This is a genomic window from Gordonia sp. NPDC003424 (genome assembly GCF_053588655.1).
In genome coordinates, this window is the sequence record NZ_JBSFQJ010000012.1 from 121,881 (window position 1) to 146,432 (window position 24,552).

The 24,552-nt window shown below is 69.7% G+C and carries 12 protein-coding genes; 1 reads left to right on the top strand and 11 read right to left on the bottom strand.

Translation table 11 applies throughout. The features are described from left to right. Positions 1-151 precede the first annotated feature (151 nt). The 5 genes from ACWDTI_RS18020 to ACWDTI_RS18040 are packed head-to-tail and all read right to left on the bottom strand — an operon-like array spanning position 152 to position 15,278. Positions 152-4,687: an amino acid adenylation domain-containing protein gene (locus ACWDTI_RS18020; protein WP_449739468.1), complete on the bottom strand. Its 4,536-nt coding sequence runs from the start codon at positions 4,685-4,687 to the stop codon at positions 152-154. Further along, positions 4,684-9,963, bottom strand: coding sequence for an amino acid adenylation domain-containing protein (locus ACWDTI_RS18025; protein WP_449739469.1), 5,280 nt, complete (start codon positions 9,961-9,963; stop codon positions 4,684-4,686). Before ACWDTI_RS18025 ends, ACWDTI_RS18020 begins: the two co-directional genes overlap by 4 nt. Positions 9,964-10,010: 47 nt before the next feature. After that, on the bottom strand, positions 10,011-13,184 hold the full coding sequence (gene nbtC / locus ACWDTI_RS18030) for a nocobactin polyketide synthase NbtC (protein WP_449739470.1): 3,174 nt from the start codon (positions 13,182-13,184) through the stop codon (positions 10,011-10,013). Continuing rightward, positions 13,177-14,499: a beta-ketoacyl [acyl carrier protein] synthase domain-containing protein gene (locus tag ACWDTI_RS18035; RefSeq protein WP_449739471.1), complete on the bottom strand. Its 1,323-nt coding sequence runs from the start codon at positions 14,497-14,499 to the stop codon at positions 13,177-13,179. The genes nbtC and ACWDTI_RS18035 overlap by 8 nt, the downstream gene beginning before the upstream one ends. Next, entirely contained in the window at positions 14,496-15,278 is a 783-nt protein-coding gene (locus ACWDTI_RS18040) for a thioesterase II family protein (RefSeq protein WP_449739472.1), read from the bottom strand. The genes ACWDTI_RS18035 and ACWDTI_RS18040 overlap by 4 nt, the downstream gene beginning before the upstream one ends. Before the next feature lie 71 nt (positions 15,279-15,349). Here ACWDTI_RS18040 and ACWDTI_RS18045 point away from each other — a divergent pair, with 71 nt between their 5' ends. Beyond that, complete coding sequence (locus tag ACWDTI_RS18045; RefSeq protein ID WP_449739473.1) at positions 15,350-15,991, top strand: GNAT family N-acetyltransferase; 642 nt, start codon at positions 15,350-15,352, stop codon at positions 15,989-15,991. A 31-nt stretch (positions 15,992-16,022) separates the two neighbouring features. Here ACWDTI_RS18045 and ACWDTI_RS18050 read toward each other — a convergent pair whose 3' ends face one another. The 6 genes from ACWDTI_RS18050 to ACWDTI_RS18075 all read right to left on the bottom strand — a co-directional run bounded on the left by ACWDTI_RS18050 (position 16,023) and on the right by ACWDTI_RS18075 (position 24,526). Next, the gene (locus tag ACWDTI_RS18050) at positions 16,023-17,348 is read right to left on the bottom strand and encodes a SidA/IucD/PvdA family monooxygenase (RefSeq protein ID WP_449739474.1); all 1,326 of its coding nucleotides are present in this window, start codon (positions 17,346-17,348) and stop codon (positions 16,023-16,025) included. Next, a complete protein-coding gene (locus ACWDTI_RS18055) occupies positions 17,348-20,830 on the bottom strand; it encodes a non-ribosomal peptide synthetase (protein WP_449739475.1) in 3,483 nt (1,160 codons plus the stop codon). Before ACWDTI_RS18055 ends, ACWDTI_RS18050 begins: the two co-directional genes overlap by 1 nt. Next, complete coding sequence (locus tag ACWDTI_RS18060) at positions 20,827-21,660, bottom strand: ABC transporter permease (RefSeq protein ID WP_449739476.1); 834 nt, start codon at positions 21,658-21,660, stop codon at positions 20,827-20,829. The genes ACWDTI_RS18055 and ACWDTI_RS18060 overlap by 4 nt, the downstream gene beginning before the upstream one ends. Next, positions 21,657-22,508 (bottom strand): ABC transporter permease, encoded by an 852-nt coding sequence (locus ACWDTI_RS18065; protein WP_449739477.1) that lies wholly within the window; start codon positions 22,506-22,508, stop codon positions 21,657-21,659. Before ACWDTI_RS18065 ends, ACWDTI_RS18060 begins: the two co-directional genes overlap by 4 nt. Then, positions 22,505-23,467 carry an ATP-binding cassette domain-containing protein gene (locus ACWDTI_RS18070; RefSeq protein ID WP_449739478.1) on the bottom strand — a complete coding sequence of 321 codons (963 nt, stop codon included), beginning with the start codon at positions 23,465-23,467 and terminating at the stop codon, positions 22,505-22,507. Before ACWDTI_RS18070 ends, ACWDTI_RS18065 begins: the two co-directional genes overlap by 4 nt. Before the next feature lie 102 nt (positions 23,468-23,569). Further along, positions 23,570-24,526 carry an endonuclease/exonuclease/phosphatase family protein gene (locus ACWDTI_RS18075; RefSeq protein ID WP_449739479.1) on the bottom strand — a complete coding sequence of 319 codons (957 nt, stop codon included), beginning with the start codon at positions 24,524-24,526 and terminating at the stop codon, positions 23,570-23,572. Between the last annotated feature and the right edge of the window lie 26 nt (positions 24,527-24,552).

Sequence of the window (24,552 nt, forward strand, 5' to 3'; positions counted from 1 at the left end):
GAGCTTGCGAGGCCGCGCATCGAGGCCACTTCCCTTTGACAGCACGAGATCTCGATGCGGCGCCGGTTCCTGAGTAAGCGAGCTTGCGAGCGCATCGAAGGGCGCAAGCTCGGAGCCTTACTCGATCAGCGGTGGGAGACGACCCGTCGGATCAGCCGGTGTTCGCTGCGGCGAGCGCCGCCACCGCCTCCTGCCAGATCTCCGCGAGTTCCGCGGCGTCGGCCGCGCTGAGCAGGGCGTCGCTGTAGCGCCAGTTCGTCACGAGTTGCGGACCGTCCGCGGTCCCCCGCACCACCGCGACCACGTCGAGCGCATACCGCAGGGGCAGATCGGGTTCCGGGTCGGTGGGTAGCTGATCGTTGAGTTCCAGATCGGTGATCGGGGACCACGGCGCCCAGCCGTCGGTGACGTCCTGCTCGGTGTGCAGATCGTAGCGGCCGAGGTAGTTGAACTCCACCTGCGGTTCGTCGGCGGCAAGCAGTTCGGGTACCCGCGCAAGGTATTTCAGCACGCCGAAGTCGAGTCCGCCCTGGGGTGCCGCGGCGACATGATCGGCCACCGATGCCAGTAGTTCCCGGCCGGCATGCGGATCGGCGGCCACCCGATCCACGTCGATGTCCCGGCCGACGCCGAGGCGGACCGGATACACGGTGGTGAACCAGCCGAGGGTGCGGGTGGTGTCCACGTCGGGGCCGGCCTGCGCATCCTCGCGCCCGTGGCCTTCGAGGGCGATGTAGGCGCCGGCCGCCGGGTCGTCGCCGCGCCGGCGGCGCCAGGTGGCGATCGTGAGAGTCAGTGCGGTGAGCAGGAATTCACGCACACCCACGCTTCGGTCGAGATGGGACAGCATGCCGGCGGTGATCGCGGGGTCGGTGAGCGACACCATCGACCGGAGTGAACTCCAGGTGTCGGACCGCGGGTCGGGACGACGGGTGCCCAATGCCGGGTCCGGGCCGGTCGCTTCGCGGATCCAGTGATCGCGCGTCGCGAGTGCGTCGGAGTCGTCGCGCCGCGACACCAGGTATTCACACCAGGCCCGGTAGTCGCTGTGTTCGGCCGCCGGCGCCGGCAACCCACCGGATGCCACCGCCGCCCCGGCCTCGGCGAGGTCACCGAAGATGATCTGCCAGCTCACCGCGTCGACGGCGAGATGGTGGATCGCCAGCAGCAGGACATCACCGCTGTCGTTGCGGCGCAGTCGGATCGCGGCCATCATGCGTCCGTCGTCGGGGTCGATCCGGTCGTTGGCCGACCGCGCCGCAGCCGTCACGTCGGCGCTCAGGGTGCACAGGTCCATGCCGGTGAGCACAGCCGCGGCATCGACGGCGCCGACCGCTCGGGTGCTCACCTCGCCCGCTGTCCGGATGGCCCGCAGCATGTCGTGGCCGTCGACGAGTGACTGCAGTACCGACACCAGCGCGTCGTCGGACAATCCTTGCGGGAGGGCGAACAGCACCGTCTGTGTGAAGCGTCGATCCTTGCCGTACTCGCGCATCCACTCCACGATCGGCACCGCGGGCACCGATCCGGGTCCCGCCCGGCGGGCGGGCACGGCGTCGTGCCCGGCGCGGTCGATGGCATCGGAGAGGTCCCGGATCGTCGGATGCGCCACCACCATTCGCGGCGTCACGGCGAGATCCTGCTCACGCAGCAGGTTCACCATGGCCATTGCGACGATGCTGTCGAGGCCCAGATCGAAGAAGTCGTCGTCGGCTCCCGGTATCGCGCCGAGCACGGCGCCGGTCACGGTCGCAACCGTGCGGCCGGTCTCCGTCAGTTCATCGTCGACATCACCGACCTGGACCTCGAGCGCGGCGTGCGCGGACTCCGCGAGGACCCGACTGTCGAGTTTGCCGTTGGCGTTCATCGGCAGCGCCGCAACGGCGACGATCCGCGCCGGAATCATATGTACCGGTATGCGATCCGCCAGTTTACTGCGCAGATCGCGCGGGTCGAGATCCGCACCCGCGGCGAAGCCGACCAGTGCCGGCCCGGCGGCCCGGTCGACTTTCACCACAGCGGCGGCGGTGACGCCGGGCAGCGTCCGCAATGCCGTCTCGATCTCGGCGATCTCGATCCGGTAGCCGCGGATCTTGACCTGATCGTCACGCCGTCCGACAAACAGGAGATCGCCACGACTGTTGCGCCGCACCAGATCTCCGGTCCGGTACATCCGAGCACCGGGGACCCGGGGATCGGCGACGAATCGGGTTGCGGTCATCGCGGCACGATTCACGTAGCCGCGGGTCACCTGCGCGCCGGAGAGATAGAGTTCACCCGCCACGCCGGTGGGCACCGGCCGCAGCCGGGAGTCCAGCACATGCGCCCGCATCCGGTCGGTGGCCGTGCCGATGGTCGGCACGTCGGAGTCGGCCACGCGCGCCACCACGGCCTCGACGGTGGTCTCGGTGGGGCCGTAGCAGTTGTGCACGGTGGTGCCGGGCAATGCACTCAGCTGCGCCCAGAGCTGCGGTCCGATGGCCTCACCGCCGAGCGCCAGAACGGTGAGATGACCCTGTCCCCCATCGACATTCCCGACGATCCCGGCCGCCGACAGCTGACCGAACATCGACGGCGTGGTGTCGATCATGTCGATGCGGTGTTCGGCCAGTCCGGCCACGAGGCGGCCGGCATCGCGCATGTCGTCGTCGCCGAACAGGTGCAGGGCGTGTCCGTCGAGGAGGGCCGCGAGGGGTTGCCACGAGGCGTCGAAACTGAACGTCCAGGCGTGGGCCACCCGCAGCGGACGGCCCAGTCGGGCACGCGCCGGGGCCAGCAGGTGATCGCGGTGATCGCGGCAGTAGCTGACCAGGGCGGCATGGGTTCCGATGACGCCCTTGGGTTCTCCGGTGGAGCCGGAGGTGAAGATGATGTACGCCGCGCTGTGCGGGTGGATGGCGGGTGACTCGACGTTGTCGGGCCGCCGCGCGATCCGGCGTACGGTCTGCTCGTCGTCGAGGACGAGGGGGCGTGCCGGTCCGATCGGCAGGTCGGCGTGAGCGGTGTCGGTGACCACCACGGCGGCGCCCGCCTGTTCGATCACGGCGGCCACCCGCGGCGCGGGCAGGGCCACGTCGATGGGCACGTACGCACCGCCCGCGAGGAACGTGGCGAGGATGGCGACGACGCTGTCCGCCGATCGCGGCACCGCGATGCCGACGACGGATTCCGGGCCGATGCCCGCCGCGGTCAGTTCTCCGGCGAGGCGCGCGGCGGCGGCCCAGAGTTCCCGGTAGGTCATCGTCGAGGTCGCGGTGGTCAGTGCCGGCGCATCCGGGGTGCGTGCGCATTGCGCGCGGACCGCGTCGACCACGGTCATGGGCTCGTTGACAGCGCCGTCGGCGGGAGCGTCGGGGTGTGCCGCACCGAGCAGTTCGCGTTCGGCAGGCAGGAGTACGTCGATGCGGTCCGGATGGTCGGCGGCGCGGTCCGGCAGCTGCTCCAGCACACCGATCATGCGTTCGGCGACCTCTGCGGGCACCACCGCGCCGAGTGCACCCTCGACGGCTTCGGTGATCACGATGAGTTCGCCGTCGAGGAGGTAGGCGACCACGGTGAGCGGATAGTGCGCCAGGCTCTCCATCGCCAACGGGAGGAATCGGGTCCCGTCGGCGGCGCTGACCGGCTCGGTGGCCGTGCCGATGGGTGCGTTCTCGAAGACGAACAGCGTGTCGAACAGCGCCGAGCCGCCGGCGACACGTTGTATCTCGGACAGCCCGAGATACCCCTGATCCCGCATCGCGGTCGACTCCCGTTGCAGCACATCGCATGCGCCGGCCACGGTCGTCGGCTCGCCGGGCCGGCCGGTGGCCGGCCGCACCCGCAACGGAACGGTGTTGATGAACAGTCCGATCATCTCGTCTGCGCCCGGAAGCGATTGCGGGCGACCGGAGATGGTGGTGCCGAACACGACATCGTCGCGGTCGGTCAGGCGTCCGAGCACCGTGGCCCAGGCGTAGGCGACAGCGGTGTTGATCGTCAGTCCCGACGACCGCGCCCACGTCACCAGCCGGGCGGTCGACTCCGCATGGAGACGGTGACGGGTCCGCACCGGTACGGCCTCGGCCACCTCCGGTGTGCCGAGCATCAGCGGCTCGACACCGTCGAGGTGCTGCCGCCAGGCGGTCGACGCGGCCTCGCCGTCCTGCGCGGCGAGCCAGGCGATGTAGTTGCGGTAGGGCCGCACGGGTGGCAGTGCGTGTCCGGAGCCGTCGGCGCTGTAGATGGCCAGCAGTTCACCGAAGAACAGGGCGACGGCCCAGCCGTCCATCAGGATGTGGTGGGCGGTGACCAGCAGGCGCCACCGCTGCTCGGGCAAGGTGACCAGCATGATGCGTAGCGACGGCCCGTTCCGCAGGTCGAAGCGCCGCGCACGCTCGGCCGTCGCCAGGTCGTCGAAGCTCGCCGCGGTGGCGCAACGCTCCTCCCACGGCGTGGCGACCGTGGTCGGCACGATCTGCACCGGTTTCGGAACCCCTCTGTCCCACAACGAGACCCGGAGATTCGGGTGTCGTCGAAGGAGCTCGCCGACACTGGCCCGCAGGCGGGCGGTGTCCAGCGGCCCGGTGATCTCGACGACGAACTGCATGGAGTAGACGTCGAATCCCTCGGACATCTCCGAGAGCGCGAACAGTCCCTCCTGCAGCGGACTGAGCGCGAGGACGTCCTCGATCTCGGGTGCGCTCACTGCTGTGACTTCCAGGCGGCGCCGAGCGAGGCGAGCAGGTCGTCGCTGAGCCCCGAGGCCGTCATCGGCGCCGCGTCCTCGTGGTCCGCCACGAGGACGGCGTCCCCCTCGGCGTCGACGGCCTCGGCGAGTTCGGCGATGGTGTAGTGATCGAAGATCTGCTGCGGTGCCAGGGGCAGACCCTCGGCGGCCGCGCGGGCAGACCACTGGATGGAGATCACGCTGTCGCCGCCGACAGCGAAGAAGTTGTCGTCGCGGCCGAGCCCGTCGACTCCGAGCAGGTCCGACAGGATCGCGATGAGGCGTTCCTCGGTCGGGGTCTCGGCACCGCCGCCCGCCACCGCGGCCATCGGCACCACCACCGGCGCGGCGTCGGCGAACGGGTCGGTCACGCGCGATCCCGGCGCGAGCGCCGTCAGCGATTCGCCCAGTGCCGCAGCGGGTCCCGGCTCGGTCATCACCCATTCGCGAACCGAGCCCAGATCGGTCGAGCCGGTGTGCTGGAGGGCCGCGAGGGTGCGCGGCCCGGCATGCACCCGGCGCGGATGCGTGGCGGTGATCAGCGCGGCGAGAGCCGCCGGGTCGTCGGCGTGCTGGTCGACGGTGATCACCCCCGGCAGTGGCGGCAGGTCGATGGCGGACACCGCATCCTCCGACCGGCGCCCGACACCGTCGAGCATCGCGACGAACGCGGCGGCGATCCCGTCGACGGTGTCCTGCTGGTAGAGGTCGGCGCTGGCGACCAGGCGCCCGTCGATGCCGCCGTCGTCGGTGACGACCAGATTCAGGTTCAGGTCGAGGAACGAGGTGTCCTGCGCCACGGGCAGCAGCCGCACGGTGGTCGCGCCGTCGTCGTCGAGCGCCCGACCCGACGAGTTGTTATCCACGTCGCGGAAGTGGATCATGCTCTGGAACAGTGGGTTCCGGGATCTGGTGCGACGTGGGTTGAGCGCTTCCACCAGCCGCTCGATCGGCACGTCCTGGTGCGCGAACGCGTCGAGCACGGTATCGCGGGTGCGGCCGATCAGGTCGCGCATCGTCGGTTTGCCGTCGGTCCGGGTGCGCATTGCGACCATGTTGGCGTAGAGCCCCACGAGTTCGGCCGTTGCGGGATCGAGTCGTCCGGCCACCGGAGTGCCGATCGCGATGTCGTCGCCGCCGCCGAGTCGGCTCATCAGCGCGGTCAGCGCAGCCGTCAGGACCATGAATTCGGTTGCGCCGCAGTCGTCGCCAACGTTCCGATAAGCGCGGCGGATCTCGGGTCGGACGGTGAAGTCGGCGAGGACGCCCGTCGTGCCGAGCGCCGGCGGCCGCGGGCGGTCGGTGGCGACGGAGATCTCGTCGGGCGCACCGTCGAGGGTCGCCCGCCAGTGTTCGATCTCGGCGCGGCCGTACTCGGCGAGGTCGTCGCCCGCCGGCGCGCCGACACCGAACAGCCGATGCTGCCACACCGTGTAGTCGGTATAAGTCAGTGTGGCCTCGGTGAACTCCGGTGCCCGCCCCGCACACCGGGCCCGGTATGCGGCGATCAGATCGTTGATCAGGACGTCGGTCGACCAGTGATCGATCGCCATGTGGTGCACGACGATCGCCAGGGTATGCCGGGTATCGCTCTCCCGCACCAACTTCGGCGCCATCAGCGGCGCGGTGGTCAGATCGAACTCGTGGTTGCGGCCGGCGGCGAGTTCGGCGTCGCGGGCTGCTGCGGACTCCACGTCGATAACGGGCAGGCCGATCGTCACCTCCGGCTGGATCTGTGCGGTGGGCAGGCCGTTACGTTCGACGAAGGCGGTGCGCAGCGATTCGTGGCGCGCCACGACGTCGCCGAGTGCGGCACCGAGGGCGTCGACGTCGATCGGGCCGTCGAGGCACAGTGCGAGCGGGATGTTCCCGGCCGCACCCGCCCCCTCGAATCGCTGCTGGAACCACATCGCCAACTGGGAGAACGACAGCGGGATCGGATCCGGACGGTCGACGGCGCGCACCGGCGGCCGGGCCGGACTCGCCGCCGGGAACCCCTCACCGAGGTCACCGGATTCCGCGGCGTCACCCAGGTCGTCGAGGTCGATGCCGTACTCGGCCTGCACCGCCGCCACCACTGCGGCGGCCAGGCCCTCGACGGTCGGATGGTCAAGCGGCAGACGCACATCGACGTCCACCCCGAACTCGGCGGCCAAGGTGGTGACCAGGCGCGCCGCGAGCAGCGAGTGGCCTCCGAGATCGAAGAACGACGACTGCGCACCGATCTCGTCGTGCCCGAAGATCTCCGCGTAGACCGCCGCGATCCGCTTCTCGGTCGGGGTGCGTGGCCCCCGATCGGATCGCGGTGTCGGCGAGATGATCGGCAGCGCATCACGGTCCAGTTTGCCGTGCACGGTGAGCGGTATCTCGTCGATCGTGCCCAGGGCGGACGGCACCAGGTGCTCGGGCACCGCCGCCCGCACGTGCCGCAGGACATCGTCGACGTCGATCCGCCCGTCGGTGTGGACGTCGGGCACCACATGGGCGATCAGCCGGGCGCCGGTGTCGTCGGAGTCGACAAGCGCGACGGCGTGCGCGACGTCGGGGTGGGACCCGAGCGCCGCCTCGACCTCGCCGAGTTCGATCCGGTAGCCGCGGATCTTGACCTGCTCGTCGGCGCGTCCGACGAACTCGAGATCACCGGCCGAGTTGCGGCGCGCGAGATCGCCGGTGCGGTAGAGCCTTCCACCGGGATCGAAGGGATCGGCGACGAATCGCGCGGCCGTGAGCGCCGGACGGCCGAGATAGCCGCGGGCCAGTTGCGGTCCGCCGAGATAGATCTCGCCGACCACACCGTCGGGCACCAGGTGCAGTCCGGCGTCGAGAACGTAGCCGGTCACGTTGGTGTTGGGTGTGCCGATGGGCACGATGGCGTTGCCCTGCGGTCCGTCGACCGGGAAATGTGTCGCCGCGACAACGGCTTCCGTGGGTCCGTAGTTGTTGGACAACGCGGCATGGAAGGTGCTGGTGAATGCGTCGGCGACCTCACCGGACATCGCCTCACCACCCACCGGGACGGTCCGCAGCATGGTCCACTGTTTGACCTCCGGCACCATCAGCAGTGTCGACAGCAACGTCGGCACCATGTGCATGACGGTGACCCGTTGCCGCACCAGGAGATCGGCCATGTAGGAAATATCCTGCACTGCATGGGGTTTCGGGACCACCAGGGTCGCGCCGACGGACAGGGTGCAGAAGATCTCGAACATCGAGGCGTCGAAACTGACCGACGACGTCTGCACCAGACGGTCGTCGGGGGCTAGTACCTCGCCGGCGCCGAAGCCGATCAGATGATCGGCGATCGCGCTGTGCGCCACCGGGACACCCTTGGGTGTACCGGTGGAGCCGGAGGTGTAGATCACGTAGGCGAGATGGCCGGGCAGCAGCGGTGTGCGACGGGCCTCTCGGATCGGGCCCGGCGGCGCGTCGGCGAACAGTGCGGCCGCGTCCGCCTCGGCCCGGGCGAGCTCGCCACGATCGAGCACCATCCGGGGCGAGGCATCGGAGATCAGGAAGGCCGCGCGGTCGTCGGGGTAGTCGGGGTCGATCGGGAGATAGGCGGCACCGGACTCGAGCACCGCGAGTGCGGCGACGACGAACTCGACCGATCCGCCCATCCGCAGTCCCACGAGGTCCTCGGGCCCGACCCCGGAGCGGATCAGCCAGTGCGCCAAGCGCTGTGATCGTTCGATGAGCTGCCGGTAGGTCAGCGTGACGTCGTCGGAGACGACCGCCTCGTGGTCGGGCCGCGATGCGGCGACCGCGGCGATCAGGTCGACGACGGTGACCGCGGGACGATCCACCTGTGCCCCGGTCGACGCGGCGAGCACCCGCGCCCGCGCGGCCGGGCCGAGCAGTTCGAGGTCGCGGACCGGGAAGTCCGGAGTGCGCACCGCGCGGTCGAGGAGATGCAGATAGGCGTCGGCGATGTCCGCCGCGATGTCCGCGTCGAGAACACCGGTCGAGTATTCGACCTCCAGCCGCGCCTCGTCGCCCATCACCACGGTCAGTTCCAGCGGCAGTTGACCATTCGGCGTTCCGAGTTCGTGGAGGTGGGTGGCGGACACGCCGGACAACGACGGGCCGGCGGTGTCACCGCGTGCGCTCAGGCTCACCGCCACCAGGTCCGCGAGACCGTCACCCCCGGCCCGGCCCGGATTCAGCGCGCCGACGACTCGGTCGACCGGCACACCCTGGTGGGCGAACCCGGCCAGGAGCCGCGCACCCGCGGCGGCGGTGACCGCGGCAAAGGAGTCGGTGGGCGCGATCCGGGTGCGCAGCAACAGGGTGTTCCCGAAATAGCCGATCAGGTCGGCACTGCCCTCCGGACGATGCGTGACCGGTACGGCGACGGTGAAGTCGACGGCGCCGGTGATCCGGTGGATCAGCACATCCGCGGCCGCCGCGTACACCGTGAACGGGCTGACCGCATGGGCGCGGGCGAAAGCCTCGACAAGACCGGACGTTTCGACGTCGATGGACCGGTTCAGCAGTGCGCTGCCCGGGTCGCCGTGGCGCGCTCCCTCGGGCAACGAGAGTCGCTCCGGCAGCGGGGTCAGGTGCTCGCGCCAGAAATCCAGGTCATCGGCCGCCCCGGCGGCGGGCAGGTCGGCATACTGCCGGGTCAGCGGCGGCAATCCGGCCGCGCCGGCGCCGGTCTCCGGACCGGTGGCGTCGTAGGTCGCGGCGACTTCCCCGAACAGGACCGGCCATGATTCGTCGTCCCAGCAGATGTGATGCACGGTGAGCACCAGGATGTGGGCATCCTGCGCCGAGGACAGGACGGTGACCCGCAGCGGGCAATCCGTGCTCAGATCGAACGGCGTCGCGAACTCGCGGCGGGCCAGGACCCGCACGCGCCGGTCGAGGGTCCGGCCGGTGAGATCACCGAGATCGACCTCGCTCCACGACACCCGCCCGGCGGCATGGTGACGTGCGAGGGGTTCTCCGTCGGCCCCCAGTTCATAGGTGGTGCGCAGGATCTCGTGCCGTGCCACCACGTCGTCGAAGGCGCGGTGCAGGCGCGCGGTGTCCACCGGACCCTCGAGTCGATAGGCGACGCCCACATTCAGCGAGGTGTCGGCAGAGTCCCGGTACTGGACAAACCACAGTCGCCGCTGTGCGGGCGACAGCGGAGTCGTGGCTCCGTCCGGTCGCGCCGGGGCCGGCGTATCGGTTGTGGTGCGGGTCAGCCCACCGGCCGCCAGACGCCGGCGCAACAGTTCCTTCTTCAGCAGCATCTGGTCGTCCACCATGAGCCGAGCTTACATAGGCAAGCCTAACCAAATCGAATTGGCCCGGGTCACCGCATCAGCTCGATGACCTCCCGGAGGGAGGCGCCACCGAGGATCGCTTCGACGGGCAGGTCATGTCCGTGCACGGTCTTCACCCGTCTCCGGAAATCCAGCGCCTGCAGCGAGTCCAGACCGAGCGCCACCAGCGGGAGTTCGGGGTCCAGATCGTCGACGTGCGGGAGACCCATCGCCACCGCCAGTTCGGCGCGCAGCATGTCCCCGGGCTGGGGCGGCGCCGCGGCTGCCGCATCCTCCGGCGGTGTCGGCGGTGCCGGCGGTGTCGGCGGTGGTTCGGCCGCGGCCGTGGGGACCGGGCCCGGTGCCGGTGCCGGGGTCGATGCCCGGGCAGGGACCGCAGGTGCGTCCGGTAGGTCTCCGAGCACCCGCTGATAGCCGAAAAGGGTGAGGAGGTCGTGCACTTGCGCCCAGTCCGCCGCCGCGACGATGCTGTCGGCGCCCAGCCCACCCAGACCGGTGGCGAGGGCCGACGCCGGCGACATGGGCACCACGCCGGCACCTTCGACCCGTGCGACCCCGGCGTCGTCCAGTGGACCCTGCACGCGCCACAGACCCCATTCGACGGTGGTCACCGACCGGCCCTCGTCGCGGAGTTCCGCCGCCATGATGCCGAGGGTCCGGTTGGTCAGGGCGTAGAGGGCCTGCTCGCGTCCGCCGAGGGTGGCGGCGATCGACGAGCACAGCAGCAGGTGGACGTCGTCGGCCATCGGCAACACCGCGAGCAGCCGTCGCAGACCGGTCACCTTGGCGCGCTCGGCGTCGACGATCTGTTCGGCGGTGATCTCGTCGACGCCGGCGGCGACGTAGTTCATCGCGGTGTGGACGAGTAGCGTCACCGGCTCGGTGAGCATGTCGGCGAGCCGATCGGCGTCGAGTTCGTCGGCGATGTCCCCGGCGACGACGTCGATGACGGTGTCCACCCGACGACGCAGCGCGTCGATCCGCCGGGTGGTCTGCGGTCCCGCTCCCGAGCGACTGACCAGGGTGATCCGGTGCGCCCCGGCTCTCGCGTAGTGCTCGCAGAACTCCATCCCGACCTGCCCGGTACCACCGGTGATCAGCACGTGGCGCGGATTCGCCTGTGCGACTGCGGTGTCCGGTTCGGCGGGCGCGAGGCGCTTGACGAAGAGCCCGTCACGCATCGCCAGCTCCGGCTCGTCGGCGACGTGCACCGCCGAGATCACCTGCTCCCCCAGCAACCGCGCCGCATCAGCGTCCGGCCTCGCGCCCAGATCGAGATGCCGGAACCGCACGCCAGGGTATTCGGCTGCGGCACAACGCAGTGCCGCGGTGATCGAACCGTGGACCAGATCCGGCACGGGGTCGGTGTCGACGACGGATTCACCGCCGACGGTGACCCACCAGAACTGTGCCGGTACCGAGCGCAGCCCGGCGGACCAGCGCCGGTTCGCGAGGACGGACGCCACCGCATCGGCGACATCGGCCGGTTTGGTCCCGGGGGGACCGAGCAACAGGATCGCGGTGTCGATGTCGTCGCGCTGTGCGCTGTGCTCGTCCACGAGAAAGGCCGTGGCGCCCTGCGCGTCCGCCGCCGCACAGATCCGGGCCGCGTCGTCGGCGCCCTGGCCGGTCGGGTCGAGGATCGCGATGGTCCTCGGCGCCAGCAGTTTTCGCCGTTTGAGGGGCTGCCAGCGCGCCACCAGACGTTGCGGCGCCGGCCCGGATCGGGCAGCGGCCCACGCGGGCGAGTTCACCTCGTCGTCGAGGCCCGCGTCCCGGTCGGCCCAGAGATGCACCCGACGCATGATCGTGTTCGGGAACCCCTCCAGCGGTGACCAGGCCGGACCGGACCGGAGGTCGTCGTGCTGTGTCAGGGCATCCCACCGGAAGCCGGTGTCGGCGACGGCCAGTGCCGCCACGTTGCGGGTGAACTCGTCGAGGCCGTCGGCATCGCGCCGCGAGGTGCCGATAATGGGCCGGCCGGCGGCGTCGGCGCTGTCGATCCCGGACAGGGTCTCACCCATCGCGAGCAACAGGGTCGGGTGCTCGGACATCTCGATGAAGAAGTCCGCCCGATGGACGAGCGCCGCGTTCTCGATCGCCTTGTCGAATCGGACACGGTTACGCAGATTCCAGAACCAGTAGTCCCCCAACGACATCGACTCGTCCACGGCCTCCCCCAGCGTCGCGCCGACGCACGGGATGTCGCCCGGCATCATGTGGTCGTGTTCGAGGTAGGTGCCGAGCGCGTCGAGAAACGCGGGCTGGTAGTCACTGACCACGCTCGTGTGCGCGGGGTACTCGACGCGGATCTCCCGGGCGAATCGCCCCTGCGCCGTGAGGGTGTCGACCATGTCGAGCACGGCGTCGCGGCGGCCGGAGATGCACAGGATGTGCGCCGAGTTGACCACGGACAGTTGCGCCCAGCCCGAGTGCCGGGCGAGCATCGCCTCGCACTCGTCGACGTCGATGCCGACCACGGCCATCGTGTGGCCACGGGGCGACAGTTCATGCACGAGGCGGGCGCGCACGGTGACGATGGTCAGCGCGTCCGACAGCGTCATCGCACCGCTGCGGTAGGCGGCGGCGATCTCGCCCTGGCTGTGGCCCACCGTCACCGCCGGCACGGCACCGGCGGCGTCCCACATCGCGGCGAGCCCGGCCATCTGGATGAACAGGGCCGGCTGGACGACCCGCACGTCGGATGCCGCCGGATCGTCGGAGTCGATGTCGCCCAATACATAATCGCGTGCCGAGGCACCGAACAAGCGGAGCGACTGCTCGTGGCAGGCATCGACCGTACGCCGGAACGCCGTGGACAGCTCGTAGAATCGACTGCCCATTCCCGGGCGCTGACCGCCCTGCCCGGGAAACGCATACGCCACCCGCCGCGGGCGTGCCGGACCCGCTCCGCGGATCACCGCGGGATGGGTGCGGCCCTCGGCGACGGCATCGAGTGCCTCGGTGAGCTGGGCGGCATCCGACGCCAGCACCAGTGCCCGATACCGTCGCGGCGGCCGGGTGCGCAGCAGTTGCTCGCCGATCGCCGCCGCGGAGACGTCGGGGTGGCCACGGAGGTAGTCGCCGAGCGCGCGTGCTTCGGCGGCGACGAGTTCGGCGGCATCCGAGGACACGAGGATCGGCACACGCCCGTCGGGAAACCGGTATCCCCCACCTGATGGCGACGAAACATGGTCAGACATGGGCGAACTCGCTTTCGGCCACCGGCATGGCGACGATGGCATGGGCGTTGGTACCGGACACGCCGAAACTCGAGACGGCGGCATGGCGTTGCGGACCCCGTGCGGTCCACTCGCGACACTGTGTGCTCAGCCGCAGCCCGGCGCGATCCCAGTCCACCTTGTCGGTGGGGTCGTCGGCGAACAGGCTCGGCGCCATGACGCCGTGTCGTCCGCAGAGCAGAACCTTGATCAGTCCGAGGATGCCCGCGGCCGCCTGGGCGTGTCCCGCATTCGATTTCACCGACCCCAGCAGGACCGGATCGTCCGGCGCGCGGGCGGCGCCGTACGTGTTCTGCAGGGCCTCGAGTTCCATCGGATCCCCGAGCGGGGTACCCGTTCCGTGCCCCTCGATGAGGTCGATGTCGGCCGGGCAGATGCCGGCGGCGGCCACCGTGCGCTCGATGAGTCGCTGCTGGGCCAGCGCGCTGGGCACCACGATGGGGCCGCCGGATCCGTTGTGGTTGACCCGGGTCGCCAGCACGGTACCGAGTATCCGGTGACCCAGGCGGCGTGCGCGGCTTTCGGTTTCGACGACGACGACGCCTGCGCCCTCGCCCCACAGGGTGCCGGTCGCGCCCGCGCTGTAGGAGCGCAGGTGTCCGTCGGCGGCCAGGCCGTTGTTCTTGGCGAACTCGAAGAACGCGCCGGGCGAGCCCATCACACACACGCCGCCGGCGATCGCCCAGTCACATTCCCCGCCGCGAATCGCGTTGGCGGCCAGATGAAGTGCCGTCAACGACGATGCGCAGGCGGTGTCGACGGTCATCGAGGGGCCGACGACACCCAGCGCGTGGGAGATGCGGCCGGACACGGCCCCCAGGGCGGTACCGGCGATCCGGTGTCCGCTGTGGTCGTTGACGGCGGCCGCGCGGGGGCCGTACTCGGTGATCGAGGCACCCATGTAGACGCCCACCTCGGCACCGTCGAGCCCGGCCGGGTTGATGCCGGCGTTCTCACACGCCCGCCACGCGACGCGCATCGCGACGCGCTGCTGCGGGTCCATCGCCACCGCTTCCCGTGGGCTCACACCGAAGAAGAGCGGGTCGAATTCGTCTGCCCCACGCAGAAATCCACCGGCGTCGGGCACCTCACCCCAGCCCTCGAGGGCGCCCAGCGACAGCACCTGGTCGACCGGCCAGTCGCGGTCACGCGGGAACGGTTCGATCAACTCGACGCCGTCGGCGATCGCCGCGAAGAAGTCGCCCGGGGTCTCCACCCCGCCGGGCGCCTCGACCGCCATCCCGCAGATGACGATGGATTCGGGTCGCCGGCTCATCGTCGCACCGCCGGGCCAGTCTCGGTCAGCACCTCGAGGATGTCCGGGCCGCTGTCGTGCAGGTAGAAGTGTCCGCCGTCGAAAAGTTCGACGGTCACATCGTCACCGTGGTCGGTCCAGCCGTGCAGCAGGTGGGGTTGGATCACCGGGTCGTCGGCGCCACCGATCACCCGGATCGGCGTCGCGATCGTCATCTCGCTGGTCGCGTCGTACGCGTCGAATGCCGCGTAGTCGGCCCGCAACACCGGTAATGCCATCCGCATGACGGCATCGCTGGCCATCACCGTTCCGCCGGTTCCCTCGAGGACACCGAGGTGGGCCATCAGACCCTCGTCGTCGGTCGGGTGGCGCGGCAGGCCGGCCACCCGGCTCGGCGCGGTGGCCGCCGAGACCACCAGGCACGACAACGTGATTGCACCGGATGACTCGGCGAGCCGGGCGAACTCGAAGCCCACGATCGCACCCATGCTGTGGCCGAACACGGTCAGCGGGGTGGCCCCGGCATCGGGGCGGGCCGAGTACTCCGCGTGCGCCTCGGCCGCCAGATCAGCCAATGCCGTTGCGGCAGGCTCACGCCGACGGTCCTGACGCCCCGGGTACTGCATGATCAGCACGGTGAACGCCCGGCTGAACTGTTCGGAGAGAGCGCGATAGGACGACGCACCGCTGCCCGCGTGCGGAAAAACCAAGAGCGGCGGCAGATCCGGACGGGCGGGTTGGTGGAACTGCCGTAGCGCTCCGAGAGCCGGGCGGGACGGGGTGGTGGTATGTGTCGTCATCTCTACACTTCTCTGGGTTAGGCTGACCTGAGTCACACGTTGTTCGATCGAGACGAATGGAGCCGCCGCCGATGGATTCCGCTTCCGCATCCGAGTGCGAGTCGTATTCGATCGGTCGCGAAATCACCGACGTGCCGGCCGAAGTCGCGGCCGCGGGCCCGCCGGTGGTGCCCGAGCTGACCGGACGGTTCCGCCTTCGTCCGGCCGATCCGGACGGCACCGACCCCGCCATGCTGGTGGGTTGGTTCTCCCGGCCGCACCTGGTGGCGACGTGGGAACAGGAATGGTCGGTGCAGCGCTGGCGTGACGACATCGCCCACCGTCTGGCCGGGAATTACTCGCGTCCGCTGATCGTGGCGCTCGACGGCGTCGAGATGGGGTACATCGAGCTCTACCGCCCGGCGCGCGACGAGATCGCGCGGATCTACCCGGCCGACCCGTACGACATGGGTCTGCACATCGCCACCGCCGATGTCGAGCTGACGGGCCGCGGGATGATGTCGGACTGGATGGCCGAACTGGCGCAGCGGATCTTCGACGCCGACGAACGTTGTCGCCGAGTCGTTCTCGAGCCGGATGCCCGCAATTCGCGCATCCGCCGGGCGCTCACGAAGCGCGGCTGGAGCGATCTCGGCGAGTTCGATGTCCGGCCCGATCGACGTATCGCGCTGCACATCCTGGGTCGGACCCCGTCGGATGTACCCGAACTCTGAACGGGCACAATAGCTCACCAAGGTCACCACGTCAGGTCACCTCGCCGCCGGCCTGCGCCGGCCGCACACCACGACTGCGTGGAGCACCTGTCTTCAGCACGCGGTTCGACAGTTCCCCCAGCGAACTCAGGTTCGGGAAGCCCGGGCCTTGCGCGAAGCCGGCAAGGTTGGGCAGGAACAGCTTCGGCGTCAGCCCGGTCACCGTGAGATCATGCCCGATCGATGCCTCGATCCGCTCGAGGACCGGCGGCCAGCCGACGGACAACTCGAGCAGGTCGGCGGCGTCGTCGGTGAACAGGTCGAGGAACCACAACGGATCGCCGCCCGTGGCGTCGACCACCAGGTCGAAGGTGTGCGTCTGCGTCGGCCGACCGGGATTGTGCAGCGCCATCGCGATCAGCTCGCCCGACCGTCGCGCCGAGACGACCCGGCCCTGCAGATGGTGAATTCGGTTGTCGCCCAATAGGTTCTCCTGCACCCGGACGGAGAACACGCCACGGTCGGTGCGCCGGATGACGTCGCGACGTTCGTCGGGTGACAGATTGGGCCATCCGGTGGGGTCGCTGAACATGGCGTTCTCGAAGTAGCTCTCGCCGCGGGTGTAGATCGTGGCACCGGGCGAGATCACCGACACCGTCATCACCTCGTGCCGCGCCAGCTCGTCGAGCACGGACCCGGCCGTCTCCCCGCCGCCGACCACGGCGGCCCGGGACGCCGGCGGTAATGCACGGCGCGACACCAGATCCCAGAACGTGGCAACCGACAGCACCCGGTCGTCGTCGAGCATCGGGGCGTCGCTGGAGCCGGGGCCGGTGATCATCAGCGAGTCGCCGACGATCTCGTCGCGACGGCCGTCGGGCGCCACGACACCGAGCGTCCATTGCGCATCGTCGGCGGCGATGGTCTCCACGGTGGCGATCGTGACGTCCAGATCGATCCGCGCCGCCACCCATTGCAGGTACCGGGCCCACACGTGGTGGTGCGGGTTGGGGCGGCCCCGGTCGATCCATTCGGCGTATGTCTGGTGTTCGACCAGGAAGGAAACCCAGCTGTATTCCAGCATGCGACGGCTGATCTCGACGTTGAGGGCACCGCTGCCCCGCGCCGCGACGTCGGATCGATACGGGAACCCGATGTCCTTCTCCGGGCTGGTGCCGAGTCGGTGCCGGCCGTCGGTCCAGCCGCCGATGCACTGCCAGTTGGCCCCGACGGCGTGTGCCTCGACCACCCGGATCCGGGGCACGGGCAAACCGAGATCGGCCATCACGGCCGCCTTGGCGGCCACTGCGAGAGCCTTCGGTCCGGCGCCGAGGACGAGCATGGTGTCGCGACCGTCATCGGTCATCGCGCCGCCCATCAGCCGTGCACCTCGGATGCCTCCGCGAGCGCCGCGTCGTCCATCGCCGCGATGTCGAGATAGATGGCCGCGACGGCGCCGAGTCGACCGGGTGTCTCGTCTCCGGCGTCGATACGCACCGCGAGGTCACGCACGGTGCGCGCGGCGAACATGTCCACGATGCCGACATGTGGTGCATCGAGCCACTCCCGGATGCGCGCGATGACGCGGGTTGCCAGCACCGAATCGCCTCCGGCGGCGAAGAAGTCGTCGGTCACCCCGATCGATCCGGGGTCGACGGAGAGCACGTCGGCCACGATCCCGAGCAGGGCTCTCTCCAGATCGTTTGCGGGAGGAACCTTTTCGGCGCCGGAGTGATCGGTGAGCAGCGTGTCGACGGCCGCGCGGTCGAGTTTGCCGTTCTCGGTGAGCGGCAGCCGATCCACGATCTCGACGTGACTCGGGATCATGTAGGTGGGCAGATGATCGTCGAGGGCGCCGATCACCGTGGCGGCGTCGAGCGCCGCGCCGTGTTCGACGGTCACCGCGGCCACCAACCGCCGTGCCCCCGTGGCCGTTCCGGTGATCGTCGCGACCGCGGCATGCACCCCGGACACCGACCGCAGAGCGCCCTCGACCTCGCCGAGCTCCACCCGGAATCCACGGATCTTCACCTGGTGGTCGGCGCGGCCGACGAACTCGATCGTTCCGTCGGGCGAATAGCGGGCGAGGTCACCGGTGCGATACCAGCGTGTGCCGTCGTGCTCGCGGAAACGTTGCGCGGTGCGCTCGGGATCGTTGCGGTATCCGCGCGCCACGCCGGCCCCGCCGACCCAGAGTTCGCCGGTGACCCAGTCCGGGCAGTCACGGTCCGACGAATCCACCACGCGGCACTCGACATTGCGCAACGGCGTACCGAACGGCACGGAGGTCCAGTGCGCGGGCGGGTCCAGCACCTCGCACACCGTGCCGTGGATGGCGATCTCGGTGGCGCCGCCCAATCCCGCGAAGCGTGCGTCCGGCGCAAGCGCATGCATCCGGCGGGGCAGGTCGACGCCCACCCAGTCTCCGCCGAGAAGTGCTGCGCGCAGCGAGTCTCCGAGCCCTCGCGGATCCGATTCGGCGACGGTGAGCAGCATGTCGAAGGCGCTTGGCACACAGGTCAGGATCGAGGCGCGGTGGGTGCGCAGCAGGTCGAGCCAATCGCTCGGATCCTTGGCCGACGCAAAGTCCACGGCGATCACCGCACCGCCGGCACCGTAGATGCCGAAGATGTCGTAGACGGAGATGTCGAACTCGAGGGCCGCGACGGTGAGCGAGCGGTCGTCGGGACCGACACCGAATCGATCGTTGACGTCGTCGATGGTGTTCATGGCGGCCCGGTGGGGTACCTCGACACCCTTCGGGGTTCCGGTGGAGCCCGACGTGAACAGCACGTAGGCAACGGTTTCCGGGTCCGGAAGAACTGGCTCGGCGAATGGCGTACGGTGGTCGCGCGCCTCGGCGAGATCGAGCAGACGCACCCCGTCGGGCAGTTCGTCCGCGAGATCGGCGCCGAGCAGCACCCGAACCGCGCCGGTGCGCAGGATCGCGTCACGCCGCACGCGCGGCTGGTCATGGCCGACCGGCACCCAGACGGCACCGGCGGCGAACACGCCCAGGGTCGCGATCACCTGATCGGGACCCTTGGGAACCTGCACGGCGACTGCGTCTCCCGGCAGCACACCGGCCGCCCGGAGTGCCCCGGCCACCGCGAGAGCGTCGGCGGCGAGCTCGCCGTAGGACATGTCCCCGGAGCGCCAGATGAGGGCGGTCCGTTCGGGATCGTGGGTGGCGCGGGCGAAGAACTCCTCGTGCAGCACGCGGCCGGAGGTTGGGCCCGCGGTGTCGTTGACCCGCCGGCGCACCGCTCGCTGCGCCGCGGGCAACGGTGGTGCCGCACAGGCCAACCAGCCGGCGTCGCCCGTGCCGAGGCTGTCGACGGCCGACACGTACCGGGCGAACATCGCATCGATGACGCCGGGCGGGAAGGCCGAGGATCGCACATCCCAGTTGAGCAGCAGTCCGCCGCCGACCTCGGTGACCTGGGCGTCGAGCACCACCTGCGGGCCCTGCGAGATGGTCCAGACGGGATCGCCGAAGCGCGCGAGGACGTCGTCGGCGAACAGCTCTCCGAGTCCGAGTGCGCTGGTGTAGACGACGGGCGCGAACACCGGTTCGCCGCGGTCACGCCCCAGATCGCGCAGCACGTCCAGCGCCCCGTAGGCGGCGTGAGAGCCGTTGGCGTGCATGGTCGTCTGCATGGACCGGATCAGGTCCAGCAGGGATTGGGCGTGACGGAAGTCGACGTCGATCAGGATCGACGAACTGAAATCGCCGGAGACCCGGTCGATCTCGGGGTGGGCGGGTTCCCGGTGGAAGAGGGGGACGTTGAGCAGGAACCGATCCTGGCTCGACCAGGTACCGATGGTGGCCGCGAACGCGCCGGCGAGTGCGATGGCCGGGGTGACACCGCGCTCGTGGGCGGCGGCGAACAGTTCGGCCTTCGCCTCGCCATCGATCCAATGATGGTGGCGCACCACGCGATGGTCGACCACCGATCCGTCGGCGCGCGTCGGAAGCGCCGGCGCCGAGGGCAATTCGGCGAGGCGCCCGGACCACCAGTCTCGGTCGCGGGCGCGGGCCGGGTCCGGGTCCTCGTCCCGGCGCCGCAGGTAATCGCGGTAGGTGTAGTCGGGGGTCGCCACGGTCTCGCCGTCGTAGAGACGCACCAGATCTGCCAGCAGCATCCGATAGCTCATCGCGTCGGAGGCGAGCATATCGATGTCGAAGTGCAGGCGATGCCGGCCGTCGGGCAGCAGCGAGAGTGTCAGGTCGAAGACCTGGCCGTTGGCCACGTCGAGCATCTGATGACTCTTGGCCTCCCGGATGTGATCGAGTTCGCCGTCGGCCGCGTCGGCGTCGAGACCACGAAGGTCGTTGAGCTGGAACGGATCATGGGTGAGTTCCGGCATCACCCGCTGGGTGCCGTCGGGCAGGAATTGTGCGCGCAGCATCGGGTGGACGTGTGTCAGGGAGTGAACCGCCCGGGCGAGTCTCTCCGGATCCAGCCCGGACGAACCATCGAACTCGACGTAGAGATGCGCGGCCACCCCGCCGAGATCCGCCACGTCCGTGCGACCGACCCAGTAGGCATGTTGCATCGGCGCCAGCCCGAAGGGCTCGTCGTCGCCGTCCTCGGAACGCGACGACGCAACCGGGGCGGCGGCTCGGGACTGCGCTGCGGTGTTGTCCAGCAACGCGACCCACGCGGCGATCGTGGGTTCGGCTGCCAGGTCGGCGAAATTGAGTTGGTGGCCTCGTTGCTGCCATTCGCCGGCGATCGTCATCATCCGGATCGAGTCGAGACCCATCTCGATCAGGTTGATGCCGTCGTCGATCTCGTCGGGGGTCATACCGAGGATCTCGGCGACACGTGCGCGCACCTCGTCGGGAGAGTTCATGTGTGGTGATTCCCTTCTGCGGCATGGCGATAGCCGCGGACGGCCACCGCACCGAAAACGGCGATCAGGCCGACTGTCCAGGCGATGGTCAGGCAGAACGGCCCGGCGATCGCCCCTCCCTCGGTGAGACCACGGATCGTGTCGATCGCCGGACTCATCGGCTGATAACGGACAATCGGCTGCAGCCAGCCGGGATACTCGCTCACCGGCGCGAAACCGGTGTTGAAGAACAACAGGAACAGGAACAGGCCGCCCAGCTGCTGCACCGCGGCCTGGCCGGTGGAGACCAGCGCCAGCGCCATCACCGGCACCGCGAGTCCCGCGGTGAAGATCATCGGCACGACGACTGCCCCGATACCGGCCGCCCACCCCTGATCGAAGCGAAAGCCCATCGGAATCGCCACGATGTAGAGGACCACGGTGGCGATCCCGGTCCGCACCATCTCGGCGGTGAGTCGGCCGGCGATGAAGCCCGACCGCGGCACCGGAAGCGTCCACAACCGCGAGAGCAGTCCGCTGTCACGCTCGGAGATGAGCCGAACCGCCGTGGACAGGGTGCCGTACATGCCGCCGACCAGTGCCACCAGTCCGGCATTGCCGTACACACTGTCCCCGCCGCCCATCGCGGTGACGGTCTCGCCGAGGACGAGCTGGAACATGGCGAGCATGAAGGCGGGGAACAGCAACGCCTGCACGACGATTCCGGGTTCGCGACACCACGCACGCAGCAGGGCGCCGGCGTGGGAGATCGATTGCCGAGCGAGGCGGACCGAGGTCCGGGCGGGCCACGCGGAGTCCGTCGCACCGCGTGTCGAGACGACGCCGTTCATCGGCCCACCGACCTGCGTGCCGCGCACAGCATCGCCAACCATCCCGCCCCGAGCAGGCCGACCAGCCACAGCACCGGCGCGGCGGTCGGGACGTCGGCACCGGCCGCCAGCGCCCGCAGCGCGTCGGCGAACACCGACATCGGCTGGTTGCGGACGAAGGGCTGCGCCCAGCCGGGAAATGCATCGGCCGGAACGAGCCCGGTCGAGGCCATCACCAGGATCAGCTGCGGGATCATCAACAGGTACGCCACGCCGGTGGCGTTGCGTGCGACCGTGCCCGCGGCGTCGGTCAGCATGCTCAGCCCGAGGCCGACGAGCATCACCAGGACCAGGAACGCGATCGTCTGCCACCATGTTCCATGGAATCGGAAGCCCAGGGCGGCACCCATCGCCACACATGCGGACATCGCCACGGTCAGGCGGGCGAGCACCCACACCATGCGGGCCAGTTGCGGGGAGATCCGCGACATGGGCAACGACGCCAACCGTTCCCGGACGCCGGCACGGGCATCGGCGCCGGCCGCCTCGGTCGCGGCGATCGCGGTGAACAATCCGGCCTGCAGCGCGATGATGGGCGTCAGAAACTGTGCATAGTCGCCGCCGGTCAGTTCGAATCGCCGGTGCAGCGGTGTGTAGAAGCACACGAAGAAGACCATCGAACTCAGCGCCGCCATCGTCAGGTCACCGGAACGTAGTGCGCCGCGCAGTTTTTCGCGTCCCAGCGTAGCGACCGACACGGTCAGCGGCACCGACGTCCGGTGCGGTGTGACATCGGCGGCGAAGGCGTCGAGTGCGTGCGCGGCGTCGTCGGTCCCGATGACGCCGGCTGCCTCGGAGGGGCCACTCATCGGCTGCCCGTCAGGGCGAAGAACACCTCGTCGAGCGACGGCTGACGCAGCCCGATGTCGAGTACATCGACCCCGGCCGTCTGCAGCCGCGAGATGACGGTGGCCACGGTGCCCATGCCATCCGGGGCCCGCACCACCATCCGCGGGCCGCCGGCCGCGACTCCCGCCTCGACGTCTTCGTCGACGATGCCCAGGTCGGCGAGGGCGGCGCGCACCCGGTCGAGTTGGGCCGCGTCGGCAAGGGTGATCTGGCAGATCGCCGCGCCGGCATCGCGTTTGAGCCGGCCGGGTGTGCCGGAGCCGACGACGAGTCCACGATCCAGCAGCACGATGTGATCGGCCAGGCGATCGGCCTCGTCGAGGTACTGCGTGGTCAGCAACACCGTGATGCCATCGGCCTTGAGCTGGGCGACGGTCTCCCACACCGCGGCGCGACTGCGCGGGTCGAGCCCGGTGGTCGGTTCGTCGAGGAACAGCACCTCCGGGCGGGTGACCAGCGCACTCGCGATGTCCACACGACGCCGCATGCCGCCGGACAACGTGCCCACCCGGCGATCGCGCACCTCGCCCAGATCGAATCGGTCCACGAGCTGATCGGTCCGCCGCGATACCGCCCGACCCCGCAGCCCGGTCAACCGCCCGAACACCGCGAGGTTCTCCGCAGCCGTGAGACCGTCGTCGAGCGACGCATATTGGCCGGTCAACGAGATGAGCTCCCGAACTCGGGCTGGTTCGGACACGACGTCGTGACCACAGATCCGCGCGGTGCCCGAGGTGGGCCGCTGCAGGGTCGCCAGCAGATTCACCGTCGTCGTCTTGCCGCATCCATTCGGTCCGAGCAGCCCCAGTACCTCACCGCGGTGCGCACACATGTCGATGCCCCGTAGTGCCTGGACGTCGCCGAAGGATTTGGTCAGGCCGGCCACCTCGATGGCGGGGGAACCGACGGTGGACGACATGCGGAGACCCTCCCGATGACCGTGACTCGAATATTATTAGGCAAGCCTAAACTACTGTCGAATCCCCGTCATCATGCGGTCCGTCACCGCACGGTCACCGCATCACCTCGGCGCGATGGTGGCCACCACGCCGTGGTGATCCGATCCCGCGATGTCGAACCGATGAAACGAGGTCGGCACCCAGCCACCCCTGGTGAGGATGTGATCGATCGCGAGGACGGCCCCGAACCGCCGGTCGGCCGGATAGGTCGGGACCACTCCTGCGCCGAGATACTTTGCCACACTGGTCAATTCCGGAGAGTCAGCGGTGTTCGACCCGGCCAGTAAATCGCGGAACTGACGGTGATCGAACGTAGAGTTGAAGTCGCCGCTGACGATCACCGGCAGCCGTTCGGCGGCGAGCACGGCGCCGAGACGCCGCATTTCGGCGTCCCATTGCCATGCCGGACCCGGATAGGGCGGAACCGGGTGCACGGCGAATACCGCGGTGCGGCCCAGGCCCGGAACGTCGGCCACCGCACGCAGGTTCGAGTGCGTGAAGCCGGGCATGAGCTCCTCGTCGGTCAGTGGATACCGCGAGTAGATCCCGGTGCCGCCGCCACCGGACCTCGCGGACTCGAAGCCGAAGGGGAGCACCGCCCGCAGACCGGCCGCGTCGAGGTGGCCGACCGCCTCCGGGGTGAGTTCGACGACGGTGAGGATGTCCGCGTTCCGGCTGCGCACCTGATCGACGAGCTTCGCGGCGTCGGCCCGCCCGAGATAGATGTTGGCCTGCATCACCGTGGTGTCCGAGGGCCGGGCCACCTCGTCGACGCCGCGGTAAAGCGGCAACTGGGTGCTCACCCCCGCCAAGAGGACGACCACCCCGACGGAGAGCAGCCACCACGACCGCACCACGGCGAACACGATCACCCCGGCGATCGGCATCAGGATCAGAACCGGGGTGAACGACGCCACGCGGGCCAGCAGGTCGCTGACCAGGCCCGAGAAGTGGCCGACGATGCCGAGAACGCCTGCGGCGACGCACGCGGTTCCGATCATGCGGCCGACGACGGACACCGTCGAGCGACTCCCCCGCTGCGCGC